The organism is Kordia sp. E, assembly GCF_056033805.1.
This window is the reverse complement of sequence record NZ_JBRASR010000004.1, coordinates 174,344-195,135: the sequence shown is the minus strand read 5'-3', so window position 1 is coordinate 195,135 and position 20,792 is coordinate 174,344. Positions and strand designations below refer to the sequence as shown.

The 20,792-nt window shown below is 30.8% G+C and carries 21 protein-coding genes; 3 read left to right on the top strand and 18 right to left on the bottom strand.

What is annotated here, in order from left to right; translation table 11 throughout:
• Positions 1–22: 22 nt before the first annotated feature.
• Entirely contained in the window at positions 23–712 is a 690-nt protein-coding gene (locus ACUUYC_RS20335) for an LOG family protein (protein ID WP_474268841.1), read from the bottom strand.
• A gap of 186 nt (positions 713–898) precedes the next feature.
• Positions 899–1,936: a LytR/AlgR family response regulator transcription factor gene (locus ACUUYC_RS20330; protein ID WP_474268838.1), complete on the bottom strand. Its 1,038-nt coding sequence runs from the start codon at positions 1,934–1,936 to the stop codon at positions 899–901.
• Between the two features lie 284 nt (positions 1,937–2,220).
• Here ACUUYC_RS20330 and ACUUYC_RS20325 point away from each other — a divergent pair, with 284 nt between their 5' ends.
• From ACUUYC_RS20325 to ACUUYC_RS20315, 3 genes are read left to right on the top strand one after another with little or no spacing between them, the layout of a single operon-like run.
• Complete coding sequence (locus tag ACUUYC_RS20325) at positions 2,221–2,637, top strand: OB-fold protein (RefSeq protein WP_474268836.1); 417 nt, start codon at positions 2,221–2,223, stop codon at positions 2,635–2,637.
• A 10-nt stretch (positions 2,638–2,647) separates the two neighbouring features.
• The gene (locus ACUUYC_RS20320; RefSeq protein ID WP_474268833.1) at positions 2,648–3,193 is read left to right on the top strand and encodes a YceI family protein; all 546 of its coding nucleotides are present in this window, start codon (positions 2,648–2,650) and stop codon (positions 3,191–3,193) included.
• A gap of 58 nt (positions 3,194–3,251) precedes the next feature.
• Positions 3,252–4,055, top strand: a complete 804-nt coding sequence (locus ACUUYC_RS20315) for a DUF5777 family beta-barrel protein (RefSeq protein ID WP_474268831.1) — start codon at positions 3,252–3,254, stop codon at positions 4,053–4,055.
• 103 nt (positions 4,056–4,158) lie between these two features.
• Here ACUUYC_RS20315 and ACUUYC_RS20310 read toward each other — a convergent pair whose 3' ends face one another.
• The 16 genes from ACUUYC_RS20310 to ACUUYC_RS20235 all read right to left on the bottom strand — a co-directional run bounded on the left by ACUUYC_RS20310 (position 4,159) and on the right by ACUUYC_RS20235 (position 20,711).
• On the bottom strand, positions 4,159–4,665 hold the full coding sequence (locus ACUUYC_RS20310) for a hypothetical protein (RefSeq protein ID WP_474268829.1): 507 nt from the start codon (positions 4,663–4,665) through the stop codon (positions 4,159–4,161).
• 545 nt (positions 4,666–5,210) lie between these two features.
• Complete coding sequence (locus tag ACUUYC_RS20305; RefSeq protein ID WP_474268827.1) at positions 5,211–5,882, bottom strand: type 1 glutamine amidotransferase domain-containing protein; 672 nt, start codon at positions 5,880–5,882, stop codon at positions 5,211–5,213.
• Between the two features lie 73 nt (positions 5,883–5,955).
• Positions 5,956–6,276 carry a hypothetical protein gene (locus ACUUYC_RS20300; protein WP_474268825.1) on the bottom strand — a complete coding sequence of 107 codons (321 nt, stop codon included), beginning with the start codon at positions 6,274–6,276 and terminating at the stop codon, positions 5,956–5,958.
• Between the two features lie 80 nt (positions 6,277–6,356).
• Entirely contained in the window at positions 6,357–6,941 is a 585-nt protein-coding gene (locus ACUUYC_RS20295; RefSeq protein ID WP_474268824.1) for a Crp/Fnr family transcriptional regulator, read from the bottom strand.
• A gap of 670 nt (positions 6,942–7,611) precedes the next feature.
• The gene (locus ACUUYC_RS20290) at positions 7,612–9,840 is read right to left on the bottom strand and encodes a SulP family inorganic anion transporter (RefSeq protein ID WP_474268823.1); all 2,229 of its coding nucleotides are present in this window, start codon (positions 9,838–9,840) and stop codon (positions 7,612–7,614) included.
• Between the two features lie 392 nt (positions 9,841–10,232).
• On the bottom strand, positions 10,233–10,676 hold the full coding sequence (locus ACUUYC_RS20285) for a hypothetical protein (RefSeq protein WP_474268820.1): 444 nt from the start codon (positions 10,674–10,676) through the stop codon (positions 10,233–10,235).
• 52 nt (positions 10,677–10,728) lie between these two features.
• Positions 10,729–11,448: a hypothetical protein gene (locus tag ACUUYC_RS20280; protein ID WP_474268817.1), complete on the bottom strand. Its 720-nt coding sequence runs from the start codon at positions 11,446–11,448 to the stop codon at positions 10,729–10,731.
• Between the two features lie 129 nt (positions 11,449–11,577).
• The gene (locus tag ACUUYC_RS20275) at positions 11,578–12,114 is read right to left on the bottom strand and encodes a DUF2199 domain-containing protein (RefSeq protein ID WP_474268816.1); all 537 of its coding nucleotides are present in this window, start codon (positions 12,112–12,114) and stop codon (positions 11,578–11,580) included.
• 14 nt (positions 12,115–12,128) lie between these two features.
• A complete protein-coding gene (locus ACUUYC_RS20270) occupies positions 12,129–13,118 on the bottom strand; it encodes a hypothetical protein (RefSeq protein WP_474268814.1) in 990 nt (329 codons plus the stop codon).
• 166 nt (positions 13,119–13,284) lie between these two features.
• Complete coding sequence (locus tag ACUUYC_RS20265; RefSeq protein ID WP_474268812.1) at positions 13,285–15,006, bottom strand: S41 family peptidase; 1,722 nt, start codon at positions 15,004–15,006, stop codon at positions 13,285–13,287.
• A 112-nt stretch (positions 15,007–15,118) separates the two neighbouring features.
• On the bottom strand, positions 15,119–15,562 hold the full coding sequence (locus ACUUYC_RS20260; protein WP_474268810.1) for a DinB family protein: 444 nt from the start codon (positions 15,560–15,562) through the stop codon (positions 15,119–15,121).
• 79 nt (positions 15,563–15,641) lie between these two features.
• Positions 15,642–16,685: a nuclease-related domain-containing protein gene (locus ACUUYC_RS20255; RefSeq protein ID WP_474268809.1), complete on the bottom strand. Its 1,044-nt coding sequence runs from the start codon at positions 16,683–16,685 to the stop codon at positions 15,642–15,644.
• Positions 16,686–16,690: 5 nt separating this feature from the next.
• Positions 16,691–18,544: an ATP-dependent nuclease gene (locus ACUUYC_RS20250; RefSeq protein ID WP_474268807.1), complete on the bottom strand. Its 1,854-nt coding sequence runs from the start codon at positions 18,542–18,544 to the stop codon at positions 16,691–16,693.
• 224 nt (positions 18,545–18,768) lie between these two features.
• Complete coding sequence (locus tag ACUUYC_RS20245) at positions 18,769–19,434, bottom strand: dioxygenase family protein (protein WP_474268805.1); 666 nt, start codon at positions 19,432–19,434, stop codon at positions 18,769–18,771.
• 96 nt (positions 19,435–19,530) lie between these two features.
• Positions 19,531–20,343: a LytR/AlgR family response regulator transcription factor gene (locus ACUUYC_RS20240; protein WP_474268803.1), complete on the bottom strand. Its 813-nt coding sequence runs from the start codon at positions 20,341–20,343 to the stop codon at positions 19,531–19,533.
• A 74-nt stretch (positions 20,344–20,417) separates the two neighbouring features.
• A complete protein-coding gene (locus ACUUYC_RS20235; protein ID WP_474268801.1) occupies positions 20,418–20,711 on the bottom strand; it encodes a hypothetical protein in 294 nt (97 codons plus the stop codon).
• Positions 20,712–20,792 lie beyond the last annotated feature (81 nt).

The following is a 20,792-nucleotide window of genomic DNA, read 5'->3' as shown; positions in this document are numbered from 1 at the left end:
GATTATTCTACAAAACTTCTTATTAGAAGTTAGGACTTAGATCAGTTTTCTTATAGAAAGCATCTAAGATGTCTAATACTTGATCTTCATTGTCAACAATGTGGATTAAGTCTAAATCGTGTGCGCTAATATTACCAAATTTGTCTAATAATGTAGCTTTTACCCAATCCATTAAGCCAGACCAAAATTCTGTTCCAACTAAAATGATAGGGAATTTGTCAATTTTTTTCGTTTGAATTAGTGTGATTGCTTCAAATAATTCATCAAGAGTTCCAAAACCTCCTGGCATTACAACAAATCCTTGTGAATATTTTACAAACATTACTTTACGAACAAAGAAGTAATCGAAGTTGATACTTTTATCAGCATCAATATATGGATTGTCATGTTGCTCAAATGGAAGTACAATGTTTAATCCTACAGAAGTTCCACCACCTAAGTGTGCACCTTTGTTACCAGCTTCCATAATTCCTGGTCCACCACCAGTAATAACTCCATAACCGTGATCTACAATTTTGTGAGCAATATCTTGAGCAAGTTGATAGTATTTGTCATCTGGTTTAGTACGTGCCGATCCAAATATGGAGACACAAGGACCAATTTGACTCATTTTCTCGAATCCGTTTACGAATTCACCCATGATTTTAAAAAGTGCCCAAGAATCGTTTGTTTTTATCTCATTCCAACCTTTGTGGTTTTTTTCTTTTCTCATATTCTATATTAATTTTTAATCAAAACGTGCTAAGATACTATTTTATGAAGACATGTGAATATACTTTGTAAGCTTATTGATATAAATTAGGTTTTTAATGTAAAGATAAAAACCATGCTAATAAGTATTGTGCTCTTTAACAAAGTATTATGTTGTTGTGAGAACGCTTTATTCGTGTAATAAACTTTACATATCTAACCATTTTTTAAACACAGAAACTTTATTTTTTCCAATAATGATATCAATTTCTGAAGTAGGCTGCATTTCTATTTTAAGTGCGCTATTACCGTATTTTATAATTTTATCAATGGCATAAATAGCAACAATAGTTTGCCTATTAGCTCTAAAAAATAATTTAGAATCTAATGTAGCGTATAATTGATCTAAGCTATCGTTTGCAGTATAGCGTTTACCATTTTTGCGTACAACATACGATATAGAGTTTTCCACATAGATATACGAGATATCTTCAATGGCAATAGGCATTAGTTCGTTTCTTATATAAGTGAGTAGCCGTTGTTTTGGTGCTTCTTGTTCAACTTCATTTGTTTTTTCTTCCGTAGAATTTATAGTTTCACTTTTTAATTCTGAAAGACTTTTTTGATAATTTTCTAGCGAGACATTTAATTTTGATAGATTTAAAACACCATCTTCAAACCTTGCAATTTTCTTATCTATGATTCGTTCGTATTGAATAGATAATACTCTAATGATGATTAAAAAGAACAATAACAAAACTAGTCCTAAGATGAGAAACATAGTTTTGATTTGATTTTTAAAAGAGTTGATTTGCAGATTTATGTTTTTTATATTTAAATGTGCAGCAATTATTAAATCAGAGTTTGCAATAGGTTGCAAGCCAATTACCTCTGAAGTTTCTGTGTCGCTTGGGTTTCTTTGAAGTAAATGTTCGTATAATTCTTCGCCAGTAATGACACTTTCTATATTAGAAATTATATTGCTTTTTTGCTCATTTTTTCTTCCAATTTTAGTGACATCTGGATAATTGACAATTTTTCCAGACCAATCAAAAACTGACAAGTAAATATTTTCATTTGCGCTACCTGAAATTGTTTTTTGAATGCTATTAATAATGACTTGTTTGTCTACATTATTAGCTAAAGCATCACCACTTATAATACTAACTTTTAATATTTCTTGTTTTGCTAGGTCGATATCATTTTGTAGTAAGCTGGTACTTTTAAATTTTACTACTGATGGCAAAAAAACAAACGTAATAAGTAGTACATATAACAAAACAAAACTGATGGTAGAGTACAGGTATATTTTATAGTTTTTCATTTACAATATTATACTTTTATATCAAAACACTAAAATAGTATATGAGTTGAATAAACTACTAAATCTCAACGACTATAATTCCGTTTTAATAGCAAAATTTCCATTTCACCTATTTTTAAACCATAATAAACGCAGGAAAAGATTATTTTTATCCGTAAATATTCTTAGATGTGCCACACTACTTTAAATAGTGTTGTAATGTAATTATGAAAATAAAAAAACGACATATAACAGTAATTTTATTATCGCTATTTTCGATAACACTAATTATAATATATACTATTGTAAATAGCGGAATAAAAGATACAACAAAAATACAAGCAGAAGAGACATTTACAACGAATGAACTTTTATTGGAACTTCAGGATGAGCATAAAAATTTAGATGGTTTTATTGAAAAAGCCATTGAAATTGAAGGTGAAATAAAAGAAATTACATTTAAAGCTGGAAAATATAGTTTAATTTTAAAAGGTGATTCTGAAAAAGCATATATTTTGTGTGAGATGCAAACCAATCAAAATAGTAGCATCGTAAAGCTTGAGGCTGGTCAAAACATAAAGTTGAAAGGAATTTTAAAAGGATTTTTAATGGATATTATTATATTACATTGTGTAATCGTATAAGGAGAAGTGTATGAATAAATTTTTACTATTATTTACTTTTATAATCTTCTTTAGTTTTAACGCTCAAACTAATGAATATATTGAGCGCCAAGGACAAGTTACTTTTTTCTCATATACTTCTGTGGAAAATATTCAAGCCACAAATAATCAGGTTTTAAGCCTTTTTAATCCAGAAACAAAGGAAATTGCGGTGAGTATTTTGATGCGAGCTTTTGTATTTAAAAAGTCGTTAATGCACGAGCATTTTAATGAAAGCTATATAGAATCTGATTTATATCCAAAAGCTACTTTTGATGGAGAAATTTTAGATTTTGATGTCACAGATCAAAACCCACAAACAAAAATCATAAAAGGAGAATTTACATTGAAAGATGTAACAAAACCTGTTGAAATGAAGGCTAAGATTACTAAAACTAATGATGGTTTTACTATTGAAGGATCATTAGAGGTGATGATTGATGATTATAACATTAATGTTCCGCCGTTATTATCGCCTAACATTTCAAAAAAAATAGAAGTATCGTTTAACTTTAATTATGCGCCCTATGAAAAGTAAATGTATCATATTTATACTTTTCATAAGTATATCGTCATCTATATCCGCTCAAAACCTTTTGGATAAGTTAAATAATGAGCAACAAGATTTTGACAATTATACAATGGCTACGTTTAAAGGTACACGATTATCCATTAGCCATTCTGTGGAAACACGTAAAAAGAATTCATTGGAAGTTTCGTTAATGACACGTTATTGGAATGTGCCAAATTCTGACGGACGCTCTTTTATTGCTGATAGAATGTGCTCTCGTATTGGATTAGATTATGGTATTTCTGATCGTTTGACTGTTGGATTCGGTTCTGGAAATCCAAATGGAATTATTGACACATATCTAAAATATCGATTGTTTCGACAAACGGACGATAATAAAAACCCAATAAGTGTCACCTTATTACAAACGGCAACGTACAGAACGCGTTTTCTTAATAATATAGAATCGCGTGGAAGTACGGGAGATAAATTTGCGTTTACTACACAGGCATTAATTGCACGAAAATTTACAAGAGATTTTTCATTTCAACTTGCACCAACGTTTATTCACAGAACTTCTTCACGTTCAGCGTTAGATGACCATAACCATTTTGCACTTGGTTTTGGAACGCGCTATAAATTGGGGAATCATGTTTCTTTAGTTTCTGAGTATTACTATGTCGCCAATGAATTAAAATCAAGAGAAACCTTTGGTGCGTTTGTATTAGGCGCAAATTGGGAAGTAAGTAAATTGTTATTACAGTTCAAAATGACAAACAATCCTATTTTCTCAGAAGATACATTTATAGTACAAACCTTTAAGAATTTCAATTTCAATGATGGAAATTTCTTCTTTGGGTTTCATGCAACTTATTATATTCAGTTGTAGATTTAGTGTATGAAATGTAGAGACACGCTTGATTAACAATTCAATTAGCAAATTCCTCTTATTCCACCTAAGTTAGATTTATCCAAGAGTTTTATAGAGGTTATTAATGGTTTCCTTTTTTGTCAAAAGTGTTCTTTTTTTTAATACCGTACATTTTTAATAAATCAATAAACCCCTTTTTTATTTTATCTACTTCAGACTGTGGCGTATCTTTTTCTAGAAAAATTGTTATACTAGATACAGTTTCCCCATTAAAATGTTCTTCAGTTTTTATGTTAATCTTTTTAGTTTCGATAGAATTATCGGGGAAAAATATTTGAATATATTTACTTTCTGCTTTTAGCTTTACTACTATTTTTGAATATTCTTTTGCGGTCAAATAATATGCTGTTGAACAAAGTTTAAAAGCTGTACAGAATTGTATGAATTTTATCGTTTTATTATGGTTAACGTCAACCTCCTCAAGCAAATAGTTGTAATTTTTTTTGCTATCATAAAGTTTATGTATATCTATTTTTTTACCCAAAGATTCAAGCGCTTCTGCTTTAGTTTGACTTGAACATTCTGCATAGATAAATAATAAGAAGAATACAATAAATAAATTTTTCATAAATGGGCAATGTTTTTTGAACTATGGTATACAACGTGTTTGTGTGTTGCTGGGTCTAAATTAGTAAAAGAAAACGAACCAAAGGAAATTTCGCTAAGATTTTCCGAGTCACACAGACCAAGCAATTGACTATACACGTTGTTGACTGCAGCAAAATAATTTATGAAATTTATTTCATCAAAAATCACATCATTAAATTCATTGTCCGTTATTCCATTCGTGAGATTAGTTACAAAATATTTAAAATCTTCAGGCAATTTTAATTTGTATTTTTTTTTCAAAAATAAGGATGTCATCCAAAGGTGCTTTTTTTGAAAAGTTATATTTGTTAGTTTTATCTAGCTTTTTTATTAGGCTAATTTTATTTTCTAATATATGTCTCATAAATTATTTGGAACGGTTTGTATAAGAATAGTAGCGGATTTTAATACACTAAATTTTAAGCTTAGGACTAATTGTAAATATAAAAAAGCGATTTCAAGTAAGTACTGAAACCGCTATTATTTTTATACTTTGTTGTATGGCATTTTTTGTTCAAACATTTACTACGTTAGTAAATCTATCATTTTAAGTGCAACATTTGATGCAGATGCAGGGTTCTGTCCTGTAACGATATTTCCATCCGATATAACATAAGATTCGAAAGGTTTGGCATGAGAAAATATTGCTCCTTGTTTTATCAATTCTTCGTCAAGCATAAATGGAATTACATCTCCAAGCGTATGTTTAGCTTTTTCTTCCTCAGCTTTTGTAAAGGAATTGACTTTTTTGCCTTCTAATAAGTTGCTCCCGTCAGATAATATTACATTAAGTAAAGCCGTTGGTCCATGACAAACAGCACCAATAATCTTTCCATTTTCATAAGTGTTTTTAATGATTTCTTTTACTAGTGGATTATCTACCATATCTGTCATTAAACCCAATCCACCTGGGAAGAAAATCGCATCATAAGCGGTTATATCAATATCACTTAACTTATGACTAAAGTTAAGTCTTTTATAACCGTTGCTCTCAATAAACTTCTTACTTATTTTCTCAGTTGAATTGTAACCAACATGCGGTGGAATACCACCAACGATACTTGCAAAATCTATCGTAATTTTTTTTTTAATAAATTCGAAATATGGGTCAGCTATTTCAGAAAATTCGAAGCCCGAAGTATGTTGTCCTGTTCCTGTTTTCTTTGTACTTGTTACTATGAATAGTATATGTTTCATTTCTTTCTTTTTTATTAATTACAACAAGAATCTTACTTTGATAATAAGACTCTTGTTGTTAAAATGATTATAATTAATAATCGTAATGCGGTGATTTCATATCTCTACTTGCCTCTTCAACTATTTCTCCATCAAATATTTTGGTTTGAAAGCTTACCCCAAATTCTCTTGGCTCATTTGGAAAATAGTTCCAGGCAAATTTTTGCGCACTTTCTAAAGAGTTGAACTCATATAAACCTCCAACGGTTTGAGTTCCTACACCAGACAACCACGTTTTTCTAACAAAGCCCTCTTGTTTTTTGATTCCATCATTGATTCTTTTCCAAGGTACTTCTTCAAATGGTACTGACATTTGTAACTCTGTATACACGAATACTTTTTTTAATTTACTCATGATTCTATATTTTAAACTATTTAGCTGAATTGCCAAACAATAGTACAAAGATGGGTAGTACTTAAAAATGAAAAGTTGTCTTATGACAACGTTTTATTTAATTTTGAGCGAAGTTTGCTTAGGGTTGAATTAGTCATACCAAGATATGATGCAACCGCTTTACTAGAAATACGAGAAAGTAGTTTAGGTTCGTGTTCCATAACCCATCTGAGTTTATCAATTCCTTCCATACCCAAAAAACTATAAATTCGCATTTGTGAATGAATAAAGGCAAATTCTATAAATTGATGATAAACATTAGCAAATTGAGGTATAGTATCAACTAATTTAAAAAAATCGTCTCGGTAAATAGTTAACAGTTCTGAAGGTTCTAAAGAAACTAGACAATCTCTTGACGGTTTTTGAAGGATAAAGCTAGTATTTGCAGATATAATAGAATCTTCTAACGCAAAGTATCCTGTAACTTCATTACCTTTGTTATCAATCTGATAGAGCTTTAAACATCCCTTTTTAATAAAATAGAAATGCTTGCATACTTGACCAATATTGCATAACATTTCATTTCGGGTTGTTTTAATAGGCTTAAAAGTTTTAATTATTTGTTGTAGTTCTTTCTCGCCTATTTCTCCGTGACTTTTTATATATTGTTCTAATTCTTTACACACTTTGTCTTTTAATTTTAGTTTTAATTCAAAGGTATGATTTGGTCATTACGCTAATATTGTCTTATGACCATCTTTTTTTAATTCTTGTTCTTTTAAATTTAGGTGAGGTTTTCTCAAATGACATCCAACGTAAGTATAACAGGAATTCCTGTTTTTATACCAATTTTAAGGAATAACAGGAACACATTTTATACAAGCTTTCTATTATTTTCTATAAATGTAAAACAAAGATTATAACTATGCAATGCGGTTTTCCGTAATACTTCAATAAGCTCAGCACAAGTGCTTCGATAAATTCAGTACAGCCACTTATAAAAGCCATCATTCTTAGTAATTTTTATAGTATAAAGTTGCTATTATATACAGTTTTTCTTGATCCTTTCAAGTGCTTCTGGAAGTTTTGTAGACATGAATTCTAGGTGTTCATCAAGAACATCAATTTCAACAGTAAGTGTAATTGTATCTGTGCCATCACTAAGAGCATAACTTTCAGTAGTTGCTGACCACTTTCGCGTTTCATCGTCAATAGGTTGTTCCTTTCCTTTTACGATAGTTCCAATATGTGTAAACTAAATAATTTCGCAAGGATTTTCGTAAGTAGGCTAGAGCTAGCAATTACTTATAGTCATTGTTAAGTGCTGTTTTTTATTTTCTAATCCATAGCTATGTACTAATCTATTAAATCTAATAGTGTAGCTAATTCTTTACCATACTCTATAAATGCGATGGTTTCATCTGTTCTAGCCAATTTAATTTTATTAAAAATGATTAATGCTTCGCCATTACTTTCTATATGATAAATCTGGTGATTTTCGAAAAAGCGAATGATTTCATCTGTGAAAAAAGATCGAATTTCAGATTCATTATTCCCCATAAGAAGGAATTTATTAGAAAAATCTGGATACATATCAAAATCAATATCTTTATAGCCTGTAAACGCCATCATGCGGTCAAATATTTTTTCTAACACGGCTTCTTTTTCCATGGTGAAAATAGGAATCTTCTTATTCAACTTTAAGATCATTAGCGTAGTATTAAATGTTTCAGCTGTAAAGGCCTGACCTTCATTGAAGGTTACGTCTGAAACTTCCCAAGATACATCTAAGTCATTAAATGTTCCTTTGAGACAATTGTATTTGCGTTCAATAGGTCTAATTTCAAAAAAGTGGAACTTCTTTAGATACGTCGTATTCCAATCAACTTGACTCGTGTATTGATAATCTTTTTCAGTTGCTAAATTTCGCAATCGCTTTTGTCGTTGCGATAATTTAGAGCTATTGCTAGTCAAACAAATTTTTAAAGCTCTATTATATGTTGATGATGAAACATGTGAGTCCAATCCAGTAATAAAGACTTCACCGCCAGAAGCTCTTTGTGTTTTTAAGTATTCCACCAGATAGTCCATATAGGTAATGCCTACCAATCTTGTTTTTGATAAATCAATGTTTACATCAGCTCCAGAAGGAATTTGAGCTACAAGTTTATCGACTTTTAAAATCCCTAAAAAATTAGCAATCCCTCTAATTTTTAAAACAAAACTGTCATCAGGTAGCTTTACTAATTTTGTACGTGACTTATAAACCATTTTAAAAAATTGAGGAATGGAAAGCTTTGCCAATAGCATGTGAGTCACCAGAGCCAATAATAATCCACCAAGTAATCCAATCAATAAATTTGTATAGAGTGTCAAAATCATCGTTGCAATAAAGAATATGAGTTGCTCTGTTCCTTGATTATACATTTGTTTAAAAACTGATGGTGATGCCAATTTAAATCCTGTATAAACAAGTAAAATGGCAAAAGCACATAACGGTACCTGTCTCATTACAGGGCTCAATACTACAATAAAAATGAGTAACAAAAGTCCTTGATACATGTTAGACCATTTTGTTTTCGCTCCATTATGGATATTAACGGTACTTCTAATAATTACCGCAATGATTGGCAAACCTCCAATCATACCAGCAACTACTGTACTCAATCCAATACCTGTTAAATCCTTATTCAAATCTGTCTTTCGTTTATAAGGATCAATTTTGTCTACTGCTTTTGCAATGGCTAAGGATTCAATACTTGAAATTATCAAAATGGAAAATACGGTTGTCCAGAATTCAATGGTATGTATTTTTCCAAAATTGGGATGCATAATGGAATCTGTAATTGTATCAGGAATATCCAATAATAGTTGAGGACCTACCTCATATGTTTTTCCAAAGAATGACAGCGTTTGTTCGTCAAAGAAATTAAAGGCATAGACAAATGGAATTGAAAGGGCTATAACCCACATAGGTGTTGGCAACAAATGGAAAATACGGTTACTAATTTTGGAATGAAACAGTAGTAAAAGTAATCCTGACACCGCAATAATCAACACAAAAGGATTGGCTTGCGGTAAGTATACAACCGCATCGATAAGGTTTTGTACAATACTAGGGCTATCAGAATGTGTGCCCATGGCAACATGGATCTGTTTTGCAAATATGATAATACCAATGGCTGCCAAAATACCGTGAATCACCGAACTATGGAAAATATCTGCTAATCGCCCTAATTTCAATACTCCTAATAACATTTGAAGTGCACCAGAAACAACTACTGCTGCTAATACATAATTAAAGGCTTGCCCTGAACCATCGTCCATTAAAACTATACCTAAAAGGATGACACCAATAACTCCTTTGGCAGGTCCGTTAACTGATATATGTCCTCCTCGATACAGCGTAGTAACCACACCTCCAACAATTGCTGAAAAGATACCTGCCATTGCAGGTGCTCCTGCTGCTAAGGCTATACCTAATGAAAGTGGTAAAGCAATGAGTGCGACACTTATCGCTGCGATTAAATCACTTTGCCAATTTTCAATTAATCCTTTAAAACCTTTTTTTGGTGTATTTTCCATTATTTAATTATTTGTGTTTTAAAAAAAATTGGATTTTCAACATGAAACATGTCAATAGATCATTTCACAATTCTTAAATCATGTGATATATGACTTAGCTTTACTTTTGAGGAATTTAAATCGATGATTTGTAACATAAAGTTGTATTAAAACTCTAAATATTGATTTTATTTATTAATTGCACCTAACGTAAGTATAACAGGAATTCCTGTTTTTATACCAATTTTAAGGAGTAACAGAAACACATTTTATCTGAGCTTCCCGTTATTTCCTATAAATATAAAACAAAGATTATAGTTATGCAACGAGATTTTTCGCAATGCTTCGATAAACTTTGCATAGGTATTTCGATATGAGATATTCAGTTGTATGTATAGATCACATTACACATGTTACATACAGTTTTTCTTGACCCTTTCAAGTGCTTCTGGAAGTTTTGTAGACATAAACTCTATATGTTCATCAAGGACATCAATTTCAATGGCAAGTGTAATTGAACCCGAACCTTCAGTAAGCGTATACCTTTCAGTAGTTCCAGACCACTTTTTTGTTTCATTGTCAATAGCTTGTTCTTTTCCTTTTGCGACAGTTCCAATATGTTTAAACTGAATAATTTTGTTTGGAATATGTATTTCGATGTTACTATAGATACCACTTAGGTCAGGAGCAAGGAACATAATTCTACTACCTTGCTTCAAACTATCCGCCACATAATACGAGCCTTCAAAAAATACAGCAGCCCAATCACGATAAGAGCTCTCATCCCAAAGCGCTTTCCAAATGGTAGTTTTCTCTGCCTTGATGTCAATGGAAAACTCTAATCTTTTAATCATCATTTTTTTAGATAAATTGTTACTAACGTTTTAAACAACTTGTTGTAAACTGGTTTTATTTTTTTGCTACTACCAAAATTTGATTGTCAATTTTGTCTTCATACATATATTTCTTTCTATGATTCCAAAGCTCACTATCAAGCCTCAAATCTGAACCATTTATCTCACCATTTTTGAAAAACAAAACTTGTCCGTTGATTACAATTTTTTTCCCATCACTTGTTTTTAGAGTTACTGGATAAAACCCCATTCTCATCTCTTCAGCATTTTTTGCTTTCTCTCTTATTTCTTTTGAAATTCCGTATTTGCTTGGTCGAACTTCTTCGATCTCATCTATAAAAATAATCTTGGAAAAATGATCAACATAATAACCAATTGGTGGTTGTGAAGAGATTTTAACTGTTACGAAATCAAGCCCTTCTCCATTCTTTAACGTCACTTTAGCTGGAGCATGCAAATTCATATTCCAATCAGAAGTTAGTCCAATTAACTCTAATTCAGATTTTAGCTTGTTGTTAAGTATCAATTCCTTTTTGGAAAACTCTTTAAGTGTCTCAATTTGCCCATCTGCAAACCTTTGGAATATTTTCCCCTCCTTGTAGAACTTAGATTTACAAATTGTACAATGAAATGTCTGAATGCTACCAATTTTTTCAGATTCCGAAATTCTCGAATCAAATTTAGATTCTAAATAGTCAGCTCCGAACCCAATTAAGTTTTTTTCATGGCAAACGGGACATCCAATTTTCTTTTTTTTCTTAAATAGTTTAAACATTTTACTTTAATAATGAACTATGATTTCGTTACGCGTTTCAAATAACTAATGTAGCAAATACAAACCGAATAGAAAATACGCAAGAATTTTTAGAAGTTGGTTAGTACTAAGGATTAATTTTATAAGGTGTTATTCAGCGTTTTTCATCATTTCGTTTATTCTATTTTCAGCTTCTGTTTTTAAAATCCCGTTATAATAATCGCTAACAAATGGATGTTCAAAATCTTCGTGAGGAAAAATTTCAGGTCTATCATTTCCGTTTTTTGTCATTACATCGCAAGGAATTGAAGATGTATCTTCATATTCAGGAATATTGCTACACAACCAACCAAAATATCCTGTTTCGTAATTCGGATTATTGTAATTTTCTTTATAATCTAAATAGTTTTTTTCGCTTAATGAAACCCAAAGTCCATATTCCAGCGTTTCACAAGCATTTTTTATTTTTTGAGTAAGTGTTACTCTTATAAAGCGGTCAATTTGGTCTTCATAATGAATTTCACAAAAGTCTGAATTCAATTTTCCAAGTTCAGTTTTTTCCTTATCAGAAAGGAAATCGTAATTCGCAGGTGATTTATAAGCTAAAGCTGGCCATTCCGAATGTACTTTTCCGCATTTAGAGCATTTAAATTCTGTTGGTTTATTTTTCTTTCTTTTCCAGAACATTTATTCACTTGGTTTTAATTTATTCTCCTTATTAATTCAACAACATTTTGATTTGAAGCACCATAACTTATAATTCCGATTTCTAATGGAGTATTTCTGAATTTTAAAATAGCTGTTTCAAGAGATTCTATAATCCAATCAATTTCGTTTCCAAATGCTCCACCTCCAACAAGTGTTAAGAAAACTTTATTGCTATCAGTTTTTTCTAAATTAATTAATGCAGCATGTAACGTTGCTTCATAAGTTGCTTCAAGAATTAATCGAGCAAAACTTTCCCAATAAATTGATTTCACATGTGAGTAAGCTACTGGCAAAGCAGAACAATATGCTTGTGAAACCAAGTGTTTTGAATTACGAATAGTTACCTCAGAATTCCATTGTATCCCAATTGTAAGCTTCTCCTTTAATTGCTCTCTTTGCTCATGACTTAGGTTATTGATTTGGGAACTTATATTTAAAAGACCTTCTTGATTGGCTAAGGCATAACCATTGTTCATTTTCCACAATAGCAATGCTTCATTATTCAATTCTTTTCCAATCAATTCTAGGCAATCGATTTGATTTGTTGAGGACTGACCTATTTGATTATTGAGAGGGACAAAGTAATTCCTATAGATGGTTCCTGCTCCACAAGCTATTGCACATGCAGGACCTTGGGTGTAATCTCGTTCGTATATATCAACACCTCTTTCAGGTGTAACATGCGGCCCAACCATTTCTAATAAATTGAATTGAGACGCAGCTTGAAATAAAGCATCTTTATTTTTTTGGTCACAGTGTATTTCTTGAACATCGCCTACAACTTCCTTAATACTTATCCTGTCTTTATAAACCTCCATTGAAGATCGTTCTTTCAGTTCTTTTAAAGAAGGAATTTCAAGTGTTCCAAATTGAAAGGACTTTCCATTGATTTTTGAGAGTAAGCTTGTCCCTTCAATAGAAATATTGTCCCTAACATTTTCTGGGGAAACTTCTTCAAATCCAACTAAGTCTTTAAACCACATATTTAATTTTATTATCGATAACGATATTTGTATATAATTCCGTTACGCGTTTCAAATAACTAATGTAGCAAATACAAACCGAATAGAAAATCTGCAGGAGTTTTTAGAAGTAGGTTAGAACTAAGCAATTAAATATATAGGTTATTGTGCCTAACTTATTTATCTTTTAATCCAACCTGATTATTTCCATTATTACATCCATAGCTTTATCTGTTCCATCAAAGTAATCTGATGATGATGAACTTACAGGAATATGTGGAGCAATCCATTTACGAGTATCTTCTGCTTTTGAAGTTTGATGAAATTGGGTAGAAATTAGTCCCATTAATTCTGAATATGGCAACTTAAACCATCCCGCTTCACCAATGTGATTAGGTTTTGAACCACTTGGTTCACCGACTAGAATTGGGTTTGTGTATTTTGTAATATCAGTCAATAAATTTTGCCCAGCAGAAAAGGTTTCACGGCCAATTAACACAAAAACTTTCCCATTGGGATTCATTACTTCAAAATTGATTATAGTTTTTAGCATAGGAGGTAATATAGAGCCATTTCCACCGTGATTATGTCTTAAATCCAAGATTAAATTTTCAATATTGTTTTGAGTGATTTTAGTACGCAGTTCAATATTAAATTCTTTTAAAGATTGTGTTTTTTTCTGAGTTACCGCATTGAATTGAATATAGATCGTATTGTTTAACGGAAACAATTTATACCAATAGGGATCATTAATATTTGATAAAAACAAAGGTTGTTTATCGCCTTTAAGTTTTGACATTTTTGGAAAACCTCTAAAATTCCATTCAATAGAATTTAGCGTTACTCTTTGAGATTTTCCATTTGAATCACGTATAGTAAGTATTACTTGATTTGTGTTTTGAATAATGTCTAAACCCGCAAGTACGTCAGGCATTCCCAAATAATAAGGTCCAAGCCACAGTGTTTGCATACTATTATCTCTAGCATTTACAGCATTGGTCTTCTGTAGCGCTTCATTAATTGGAGTGTTCCCAATTGATTCTACTTTGTAACCAATCCATTTCTCAAACCCTTCATTGGCATCAATTATAAAAATTCCATCTTCAAATTGATAAAGTTGTATTGGTAACTTTTTTAATGCTCCTTTGTTGGGAGAAGTAGGAATAATTAGATTGTGTCCATTACCTAAACGACCAATGACTTTCATTATTTTAACTACTATTTGATTGTCAGACAGCGCGGTTAAATTTGTTTTTATTTTTAAAAATTCATTTGTCAGATTTGTTTTGCTAATAGCATGATTTGGGCTATAATGCAACTCATTAATTCGCTTTTCTAAATATTCAATATCTTTAGTCCAAGCTTCTTCACGAGTTATATTTTCAGTATTGTTATTTCCAAAAAGCTTTGCAAAATCATTTTCTTTACTAAAGTTTTTAAAAGCTGAACTATTTTTCACAAATGGCTTTTCATCATAACGTGAAGTAAATCCTTTTTCTAACCATAGTAATGAATTAGTCTTGTCTCCATCTTTAGCATATGCTTTAGCAATCTTTATCATAATATCATTTGAAGGAGCTGAACCTGTTGGGATTTCTCGTAAGATGGTTCCGCCTAAATTCAAAGTTTTTTTTAATGCTATAATTGCATCTTTATAGTGGTTTACTTGATAATAGGAAAGTCCAAGTAAATAAAACAAATCAGCATCATTTTGATAAAGAGCTGTTAAGTTTTCTAAAATTGGGATAGACTCTTGCCATTTTTCATTCTTAACTAATTTTAGTGCTTCGTTTCTTTGATGAAAGTAATCGATTGCACTTTTTAATTCAATATTGTTTGTTTGAGAAAATGTATATTCGCTATTGAGGAAAACCAATAAAAAAACACATACTATAGTTATTCTTTTCATATCTAATTCTTACTTAGTAAATGAAAGATTACTGTAAAAGTGAATTGTTACACTAAAGCTGGTTTTAATTGGTTATGCCCGTAATTGTAGTTATATATTGTTGACTACAGTTTTATTTCAATATTTGTTTTAGATGATGTTCTATATGTTCAACATAATCTGTCATTAAAAATCGCAAATCAGTACTGTTATCCTTATCCAATTCAATCTTATAGTTTAGCGTTTCTTCTGTTTGTAGCTTCATTATATTTAAAATTCGATGATTGAGTGCATTCCAAAATTCAACAATTTCTTTTGTTTCCGCATTTTGATAGTCATTCGCCTGCACTAATTCATTTTGATTATAATTTCTGATTCGATACGGTTTGTTTTCAAACTGAACTTCTGTAAATCGTTGAAGATTGTTAATTCCAGAATCAATTAAATGCCCTAGAATTTCTTTTTTTGACCATTTTTCAATTGACGCTTTTCGACTTACTTCTACCTCAGAAGCTTGCTCAAAATAATCTAAGCCCTTAGTTAATAATTGTTGGAGTTTGGTGGTGGTTTTGGTCATTTTTTATGTTTTTGCTAGCGTTTTTGTGGAGAGACTAAGATAGCAAAAAAAGGAGGAATCGTTATTCTAGAACTTTAAATTAAATCAATCTGTTTACAATTCTATTTAGTTGCTTGTCGGTTAAAACAGGTTCAAAATAATTTAAGTAAGCATTCAATTCCTTTAGTAGTTTTATAGTAACATACTTAAATTTAGCTGCTGGTTTATGATGAATCATCACGATTAGATTGCGTATAGGAATTTGTTGTTCTCCCCAATGATGATCATTTAAGGTGATATTATTCGAAATGTATATGTAAAGAGCAAAATTGGCCCGTTCAATTTGTTCAATTGGCGATCGTAAGCTAAGAGAATCGACAGATGATTTACTCCAATTTTTTGTTTCAATTATAAAAATTCCTGCTTTTGAAATTAAGAGATGGTCAATTTGTACGGAACTAATTGTTTGATTCTGTTTTTTGTAAAAAATAGAATGAGAAAACCTCAAATTAAAATCATTGATTAAAACATAATCATCTGAAAGTTTCTTTATCTCTTTAACAACTAAATTTTCTCCTATTGCTCCTGAAATTAGGTTTCTTGAGTTTTCTACGACCCTACGCGTATACGCTAATTTTTCAATTTTAGATTTTGCTTTTTGTTCAATAAGATACTGTTTGTCAGTTTTATATTTCTTTATAAAAAGTTCATCGTTTTCTATCTTTTTAGTGATTCCTATTACAGATGAACCTATAAGTTGAGTTTTGTTTTTTACAAAATGCTTAGATTGCTTTTTTAGAGAATACAGTCTAACCCTTGAAAGTATCTTTTTTAAAAAGTTACCATTAGTATGAATTGAATCAATTTTTGTCTGTAAATCAGAAATTCGATGCTCTATTTTTTTAGTCTCTAATTTGATTATTTCAGCTTTTTTCTGAATTCTTTGCTCAAGGATATTGCAAGTTTCGGAGTATTCTTTTTCTAAAGTATCTGATGTATCATTCAGAATTGCGAGTTTCTCTGAATTATAATTTGCCAAAAAATCATTAATCTCCCTCACAGAACTAAATCTGGTAATTCCTTTGTCCTCTAACTCAGATTTTAAGGATTTTAATGATTCTATAGTTCCGTATATTCTTGCCATTTACTTTATAGTTCATATATTTTTTCTATCAATTCAATATGATCACTTACAATATCTTGGATATCTATAATGGAATTAAGGTACTTATTAAAAAGAAGTGAAGAATAAAATTCATCTGAATTATTTTCAGTGGTTTGAAATATATTAGTACCAAAATGTACTTCAAAACTCTTAATAAAATTTGCAACTAAATATTTGTTGAAAAAATAACTTATACAATTTGATGCTATAGTATCACGAATAAAGTCATTATATGTAATGTTTTTTAATTCTGGTCTTGATTCTTTTTTCTGCCCCTCAAATTTCTTTTCGAAAATCGTAAATAAATCTGATGTAGGGTCTTTAAATTTTATTAAAACATCACTTAAGTACTCATCAATAAATAAACTAACTCTTATAGGGACTTGATTAGACAACTTGATCATTAAGGTTTTTAATTTATTAATGTCACTAAATAAAGTTGATTCAATACAATATCCGTTATGACAAAAACTTAAACTTGAACACGTTTTTTTATTTAACTGAATTTTTAAGTCATCTCTCGACATCGTGGTAGAAAAATCCTTATCAAAAATTACAGTAAGCGTTTTATTCTTAAATATCTGTAGCAATAACCTTTTATTGAAGTCTATTTTTTTAAGAATAAAATCCTTACCTCTTAAATGATAGAATGTAATATTTTTTACAATATTTTTAGAGCCTTCTAATCCTTTATATTTTTTTACCAATGTTTCGAGGTACTCAATATCATCATCTCCTTCCACAAGACATATTGTATTTGTAGAATTAAGCTTATCTAAAGCTAAAATAATTCCCCCTAGTTCTTGCTTTATAATATCAAAATCTGAAATATGAAGGGGTTTTAAAGCCCCTGATATTTTATTTTCTTGATTAATATAAAATAGTTCACCTTGATTTAATTTGCTGACAAAGCTATCATTGTGTGAGATCAAAAAAGTTTGGGTATTAGTTATTTTTTTTAATTCTCTAAGTAATTTATGCTGAAGTTTTATATGAATATGTGAATCAGGTTCATCTATAAGTAAAACATTTATTGCATTTTCTAAATAACCTATTGTTGAAAATATTTCTGCTATTTGTAAAAAACCACTTCCTTGAAGGTGGAGATCTAATTCTTTTTGCCCATCAGAGATTCTTAAATCAATATATTCATCAAGATTTGAACGATTTTTATTTCTATAATTAAAAATATATTTAACACCTAAAACATTTTCAATTTGAGTTGTTAGTAATTCTAGTTTAATATTATCTTTTTGAATAACTTTATTTCTTAGTACTTCCCCAGATTTACCTATAGAAATCTTTTTTAAAACCTGACCAGTATTCATATATGGTTCACGACTTAAAATATTTGCAACAGGCTTAGCTTGATAAATAAAAATAGCTTTGTCAAGTTTTATATTTTTTCTTTTAAGAGAGTCTGAAAACCTCACAAATTCAGAATGCTTAATTGTTTTAAATCTAAAATAAGAATTAGGTATCGCTTTTGGTTTACCAATTTCAAATGTGAGTTTAAATTCCTCTATTTCTGAACAGATATTTAAAGTGATTTTTGTTTTATTAGGAGCTTGGTTAAATAAATCAGTATCATTAATTAATCTTAAAAAACTAAATTCACTAAAAGGTATGTAACTCTCTTTTCCATCTACTTTATAAAATTGAGTTTTATTAGATTTTAGAATTCTATCATAGCATTTTTTCCATAAAAGAATAGATTCAAATAGAGTTGACTTACCTATGTTATTTTCACCAATTATTACATTAAATCTATGATTAGTTTCGAAAGTTATATTCTGATATGATTTAAAGTTTTCTAATTGAATTTCCTTTATATGCATTTTTCTTGTACTAAGTTAGGTCTAACAAGAACGTATTTTATCTCAACTTCCTGTTATTTTGTATAAATGTAAAACATTGCTCAAGTCTAAAATTACGGTTTCCCGCAACCTTTCAATAAACTACACATTACACTTAAGAAAAGAACAAAAAAAGCAACTAAAAACCCAACACAATGAGTTCTTAATTGCTTATATAACATTAAACATTCTTGAGATATTCAATATCAGTTTTGTTTGGTTTTTGGATAATTAGGAATATGTAAGCCTAGAATAATGTTATGCTCCGCAACTTGCAGAGAACCATCTAAAACAATGTTTAAAATACTGCTTCCACCACGATTTTCTAATTGCTTTCTTTTGTCTGCTGTTAACAAAGAATCATCGTCAAACTCTAAACTATCTGTATAATATTCCGTATCAATGTCTGGCTCTTTAATAGACAAATGGATATGTGCAGGACTATCACGATTTGGATAAGGAGCAGGACGAATGGTGTAAATAGCGTAGTTTCCGTCTGCATCCGATTGTACCCAACCACGAATACGACCGTGTCTTTTCGATTTGCCTTTGCCACCAGCATAATAGCCATTGTTGTCGGTTTGCCAATAATACACGATAACATTTGGAGCAGGAGTAGTGCCGTCTCGTTTGAATATTTTTCCCGTAACCAGTAATTTTTGACCTTTGTCGTTCCAAGCTACGCTGGTGTCTATTGACTGAATATTCTTTGGCATGTCCACATACATCAATTTGCAACCATCACAGCCACCGCCAACAATTTTGTTTTGATGATTCTTTGTAGGCGTTTTGTTTCTTATGGTCTGTCCGTTGCAACTTATGCATGATAATAGGAATAAGAAGACGCATCCAACACTCAATATATTTTTCATGAATTAAAATTTAAAATGAGTTTCAAAAATGAACTAAATCTTAAGTCTTGAAAAGAGAAAACCCAGCAAATAGGCTAAGTGGAGTGGTGTAATAGCTTAGTGGTTGAGCAATGCATTCCAATTATGGCGGTAATGTCTGCTGAGTCGAACAGATTGTCCGTTGGAGAGTATTCCATCATAGTCACCATTTTTTCGCGATTTCAATTCGGTAACATGATTTTTGTTGATTATAAAGGAACGATGCACTCTAAAAAAGATTTCAGCGTCTAATACATTTTCAAGTTTCTTTAAACTCTCGTCATGGAGGAGTTTTTGATCAGCTGTAAATACCATTGTATACGGTTTATCAGCTTTGATCAATAGAATAGATGAAATATCAACTTTAATCCTGCGCGTACCATTCTTTACGGTGATGGTCTGTTGAATGGGAAGTTGTTGCTTTAACTGTTTCCTACTTTTAAGATAGTCAAACACAAAAGGAATAAAAAGGTATATAATAACTGTGATGTGCAACTGATTGGAAACAACATGCTTTAACATGGTTGAAAATCGGTGTGGTACCGTGAAAATAAGCGTACTTCCTGCAATAAAAATAGAAGTAAACACAAACATATGTACAAAGCTTAATATCCCTGCTGAAGTGAATGCATACAATATTTTATGAGTGAATGTTTTGGGTTGAAACTTTGTATAGATGAAATTCCCAATGTATATAAAAGGAATAAACAAAAGCCAATAGATATTATAGAGCATAGTATCTGTCCAATAAAAACCCGTCACTCGGATTCTAGAAAAAACATAGTCTTGGAAAATAGCCAACCCATAAATAACAATTGAAACAAGTAGGATCACTCTAAACTTTGGAGGAAAGTGTTTGGATGTTGTTGTATGAAGTTGCTGTGTGCTCATGAGTATACCATAAAAGTAAAACAAAGATTAGGGACATACAAGTTATACTGAGCGGAGTAGAAGTATAGACTAAGTTAAAAAGTCTTATTTTGCGAAATTCGCAATGAAACTATCATTTTTACATATTTCATTGCAGAATTCTTAATATAAACACTCGCGAAAGCTTCTCGCAGCAATGCGACAGGCTTTCCAATACGTTTGAAACCTTCTCGCAGCGCTGCGAGAAGCTTTCCAACGTGTTTAAATCGTTCTCGCAGAGCTGCAGGAAGCTTTCCAATGCGTTTGAATCGTTCCTGCAGACGTGCAACAGGCTTTCCAACGTGTTCGAAACGTTCCTGCAGTCGTGCAACAAGCTTTCTTAGGTTCATATTTTTTTCATTTTTCCAAAATTCAGAAGTTTTTCAATCTTTATATAAGAACTTTCACGGGCTATTTTTCCGCTTCACCAT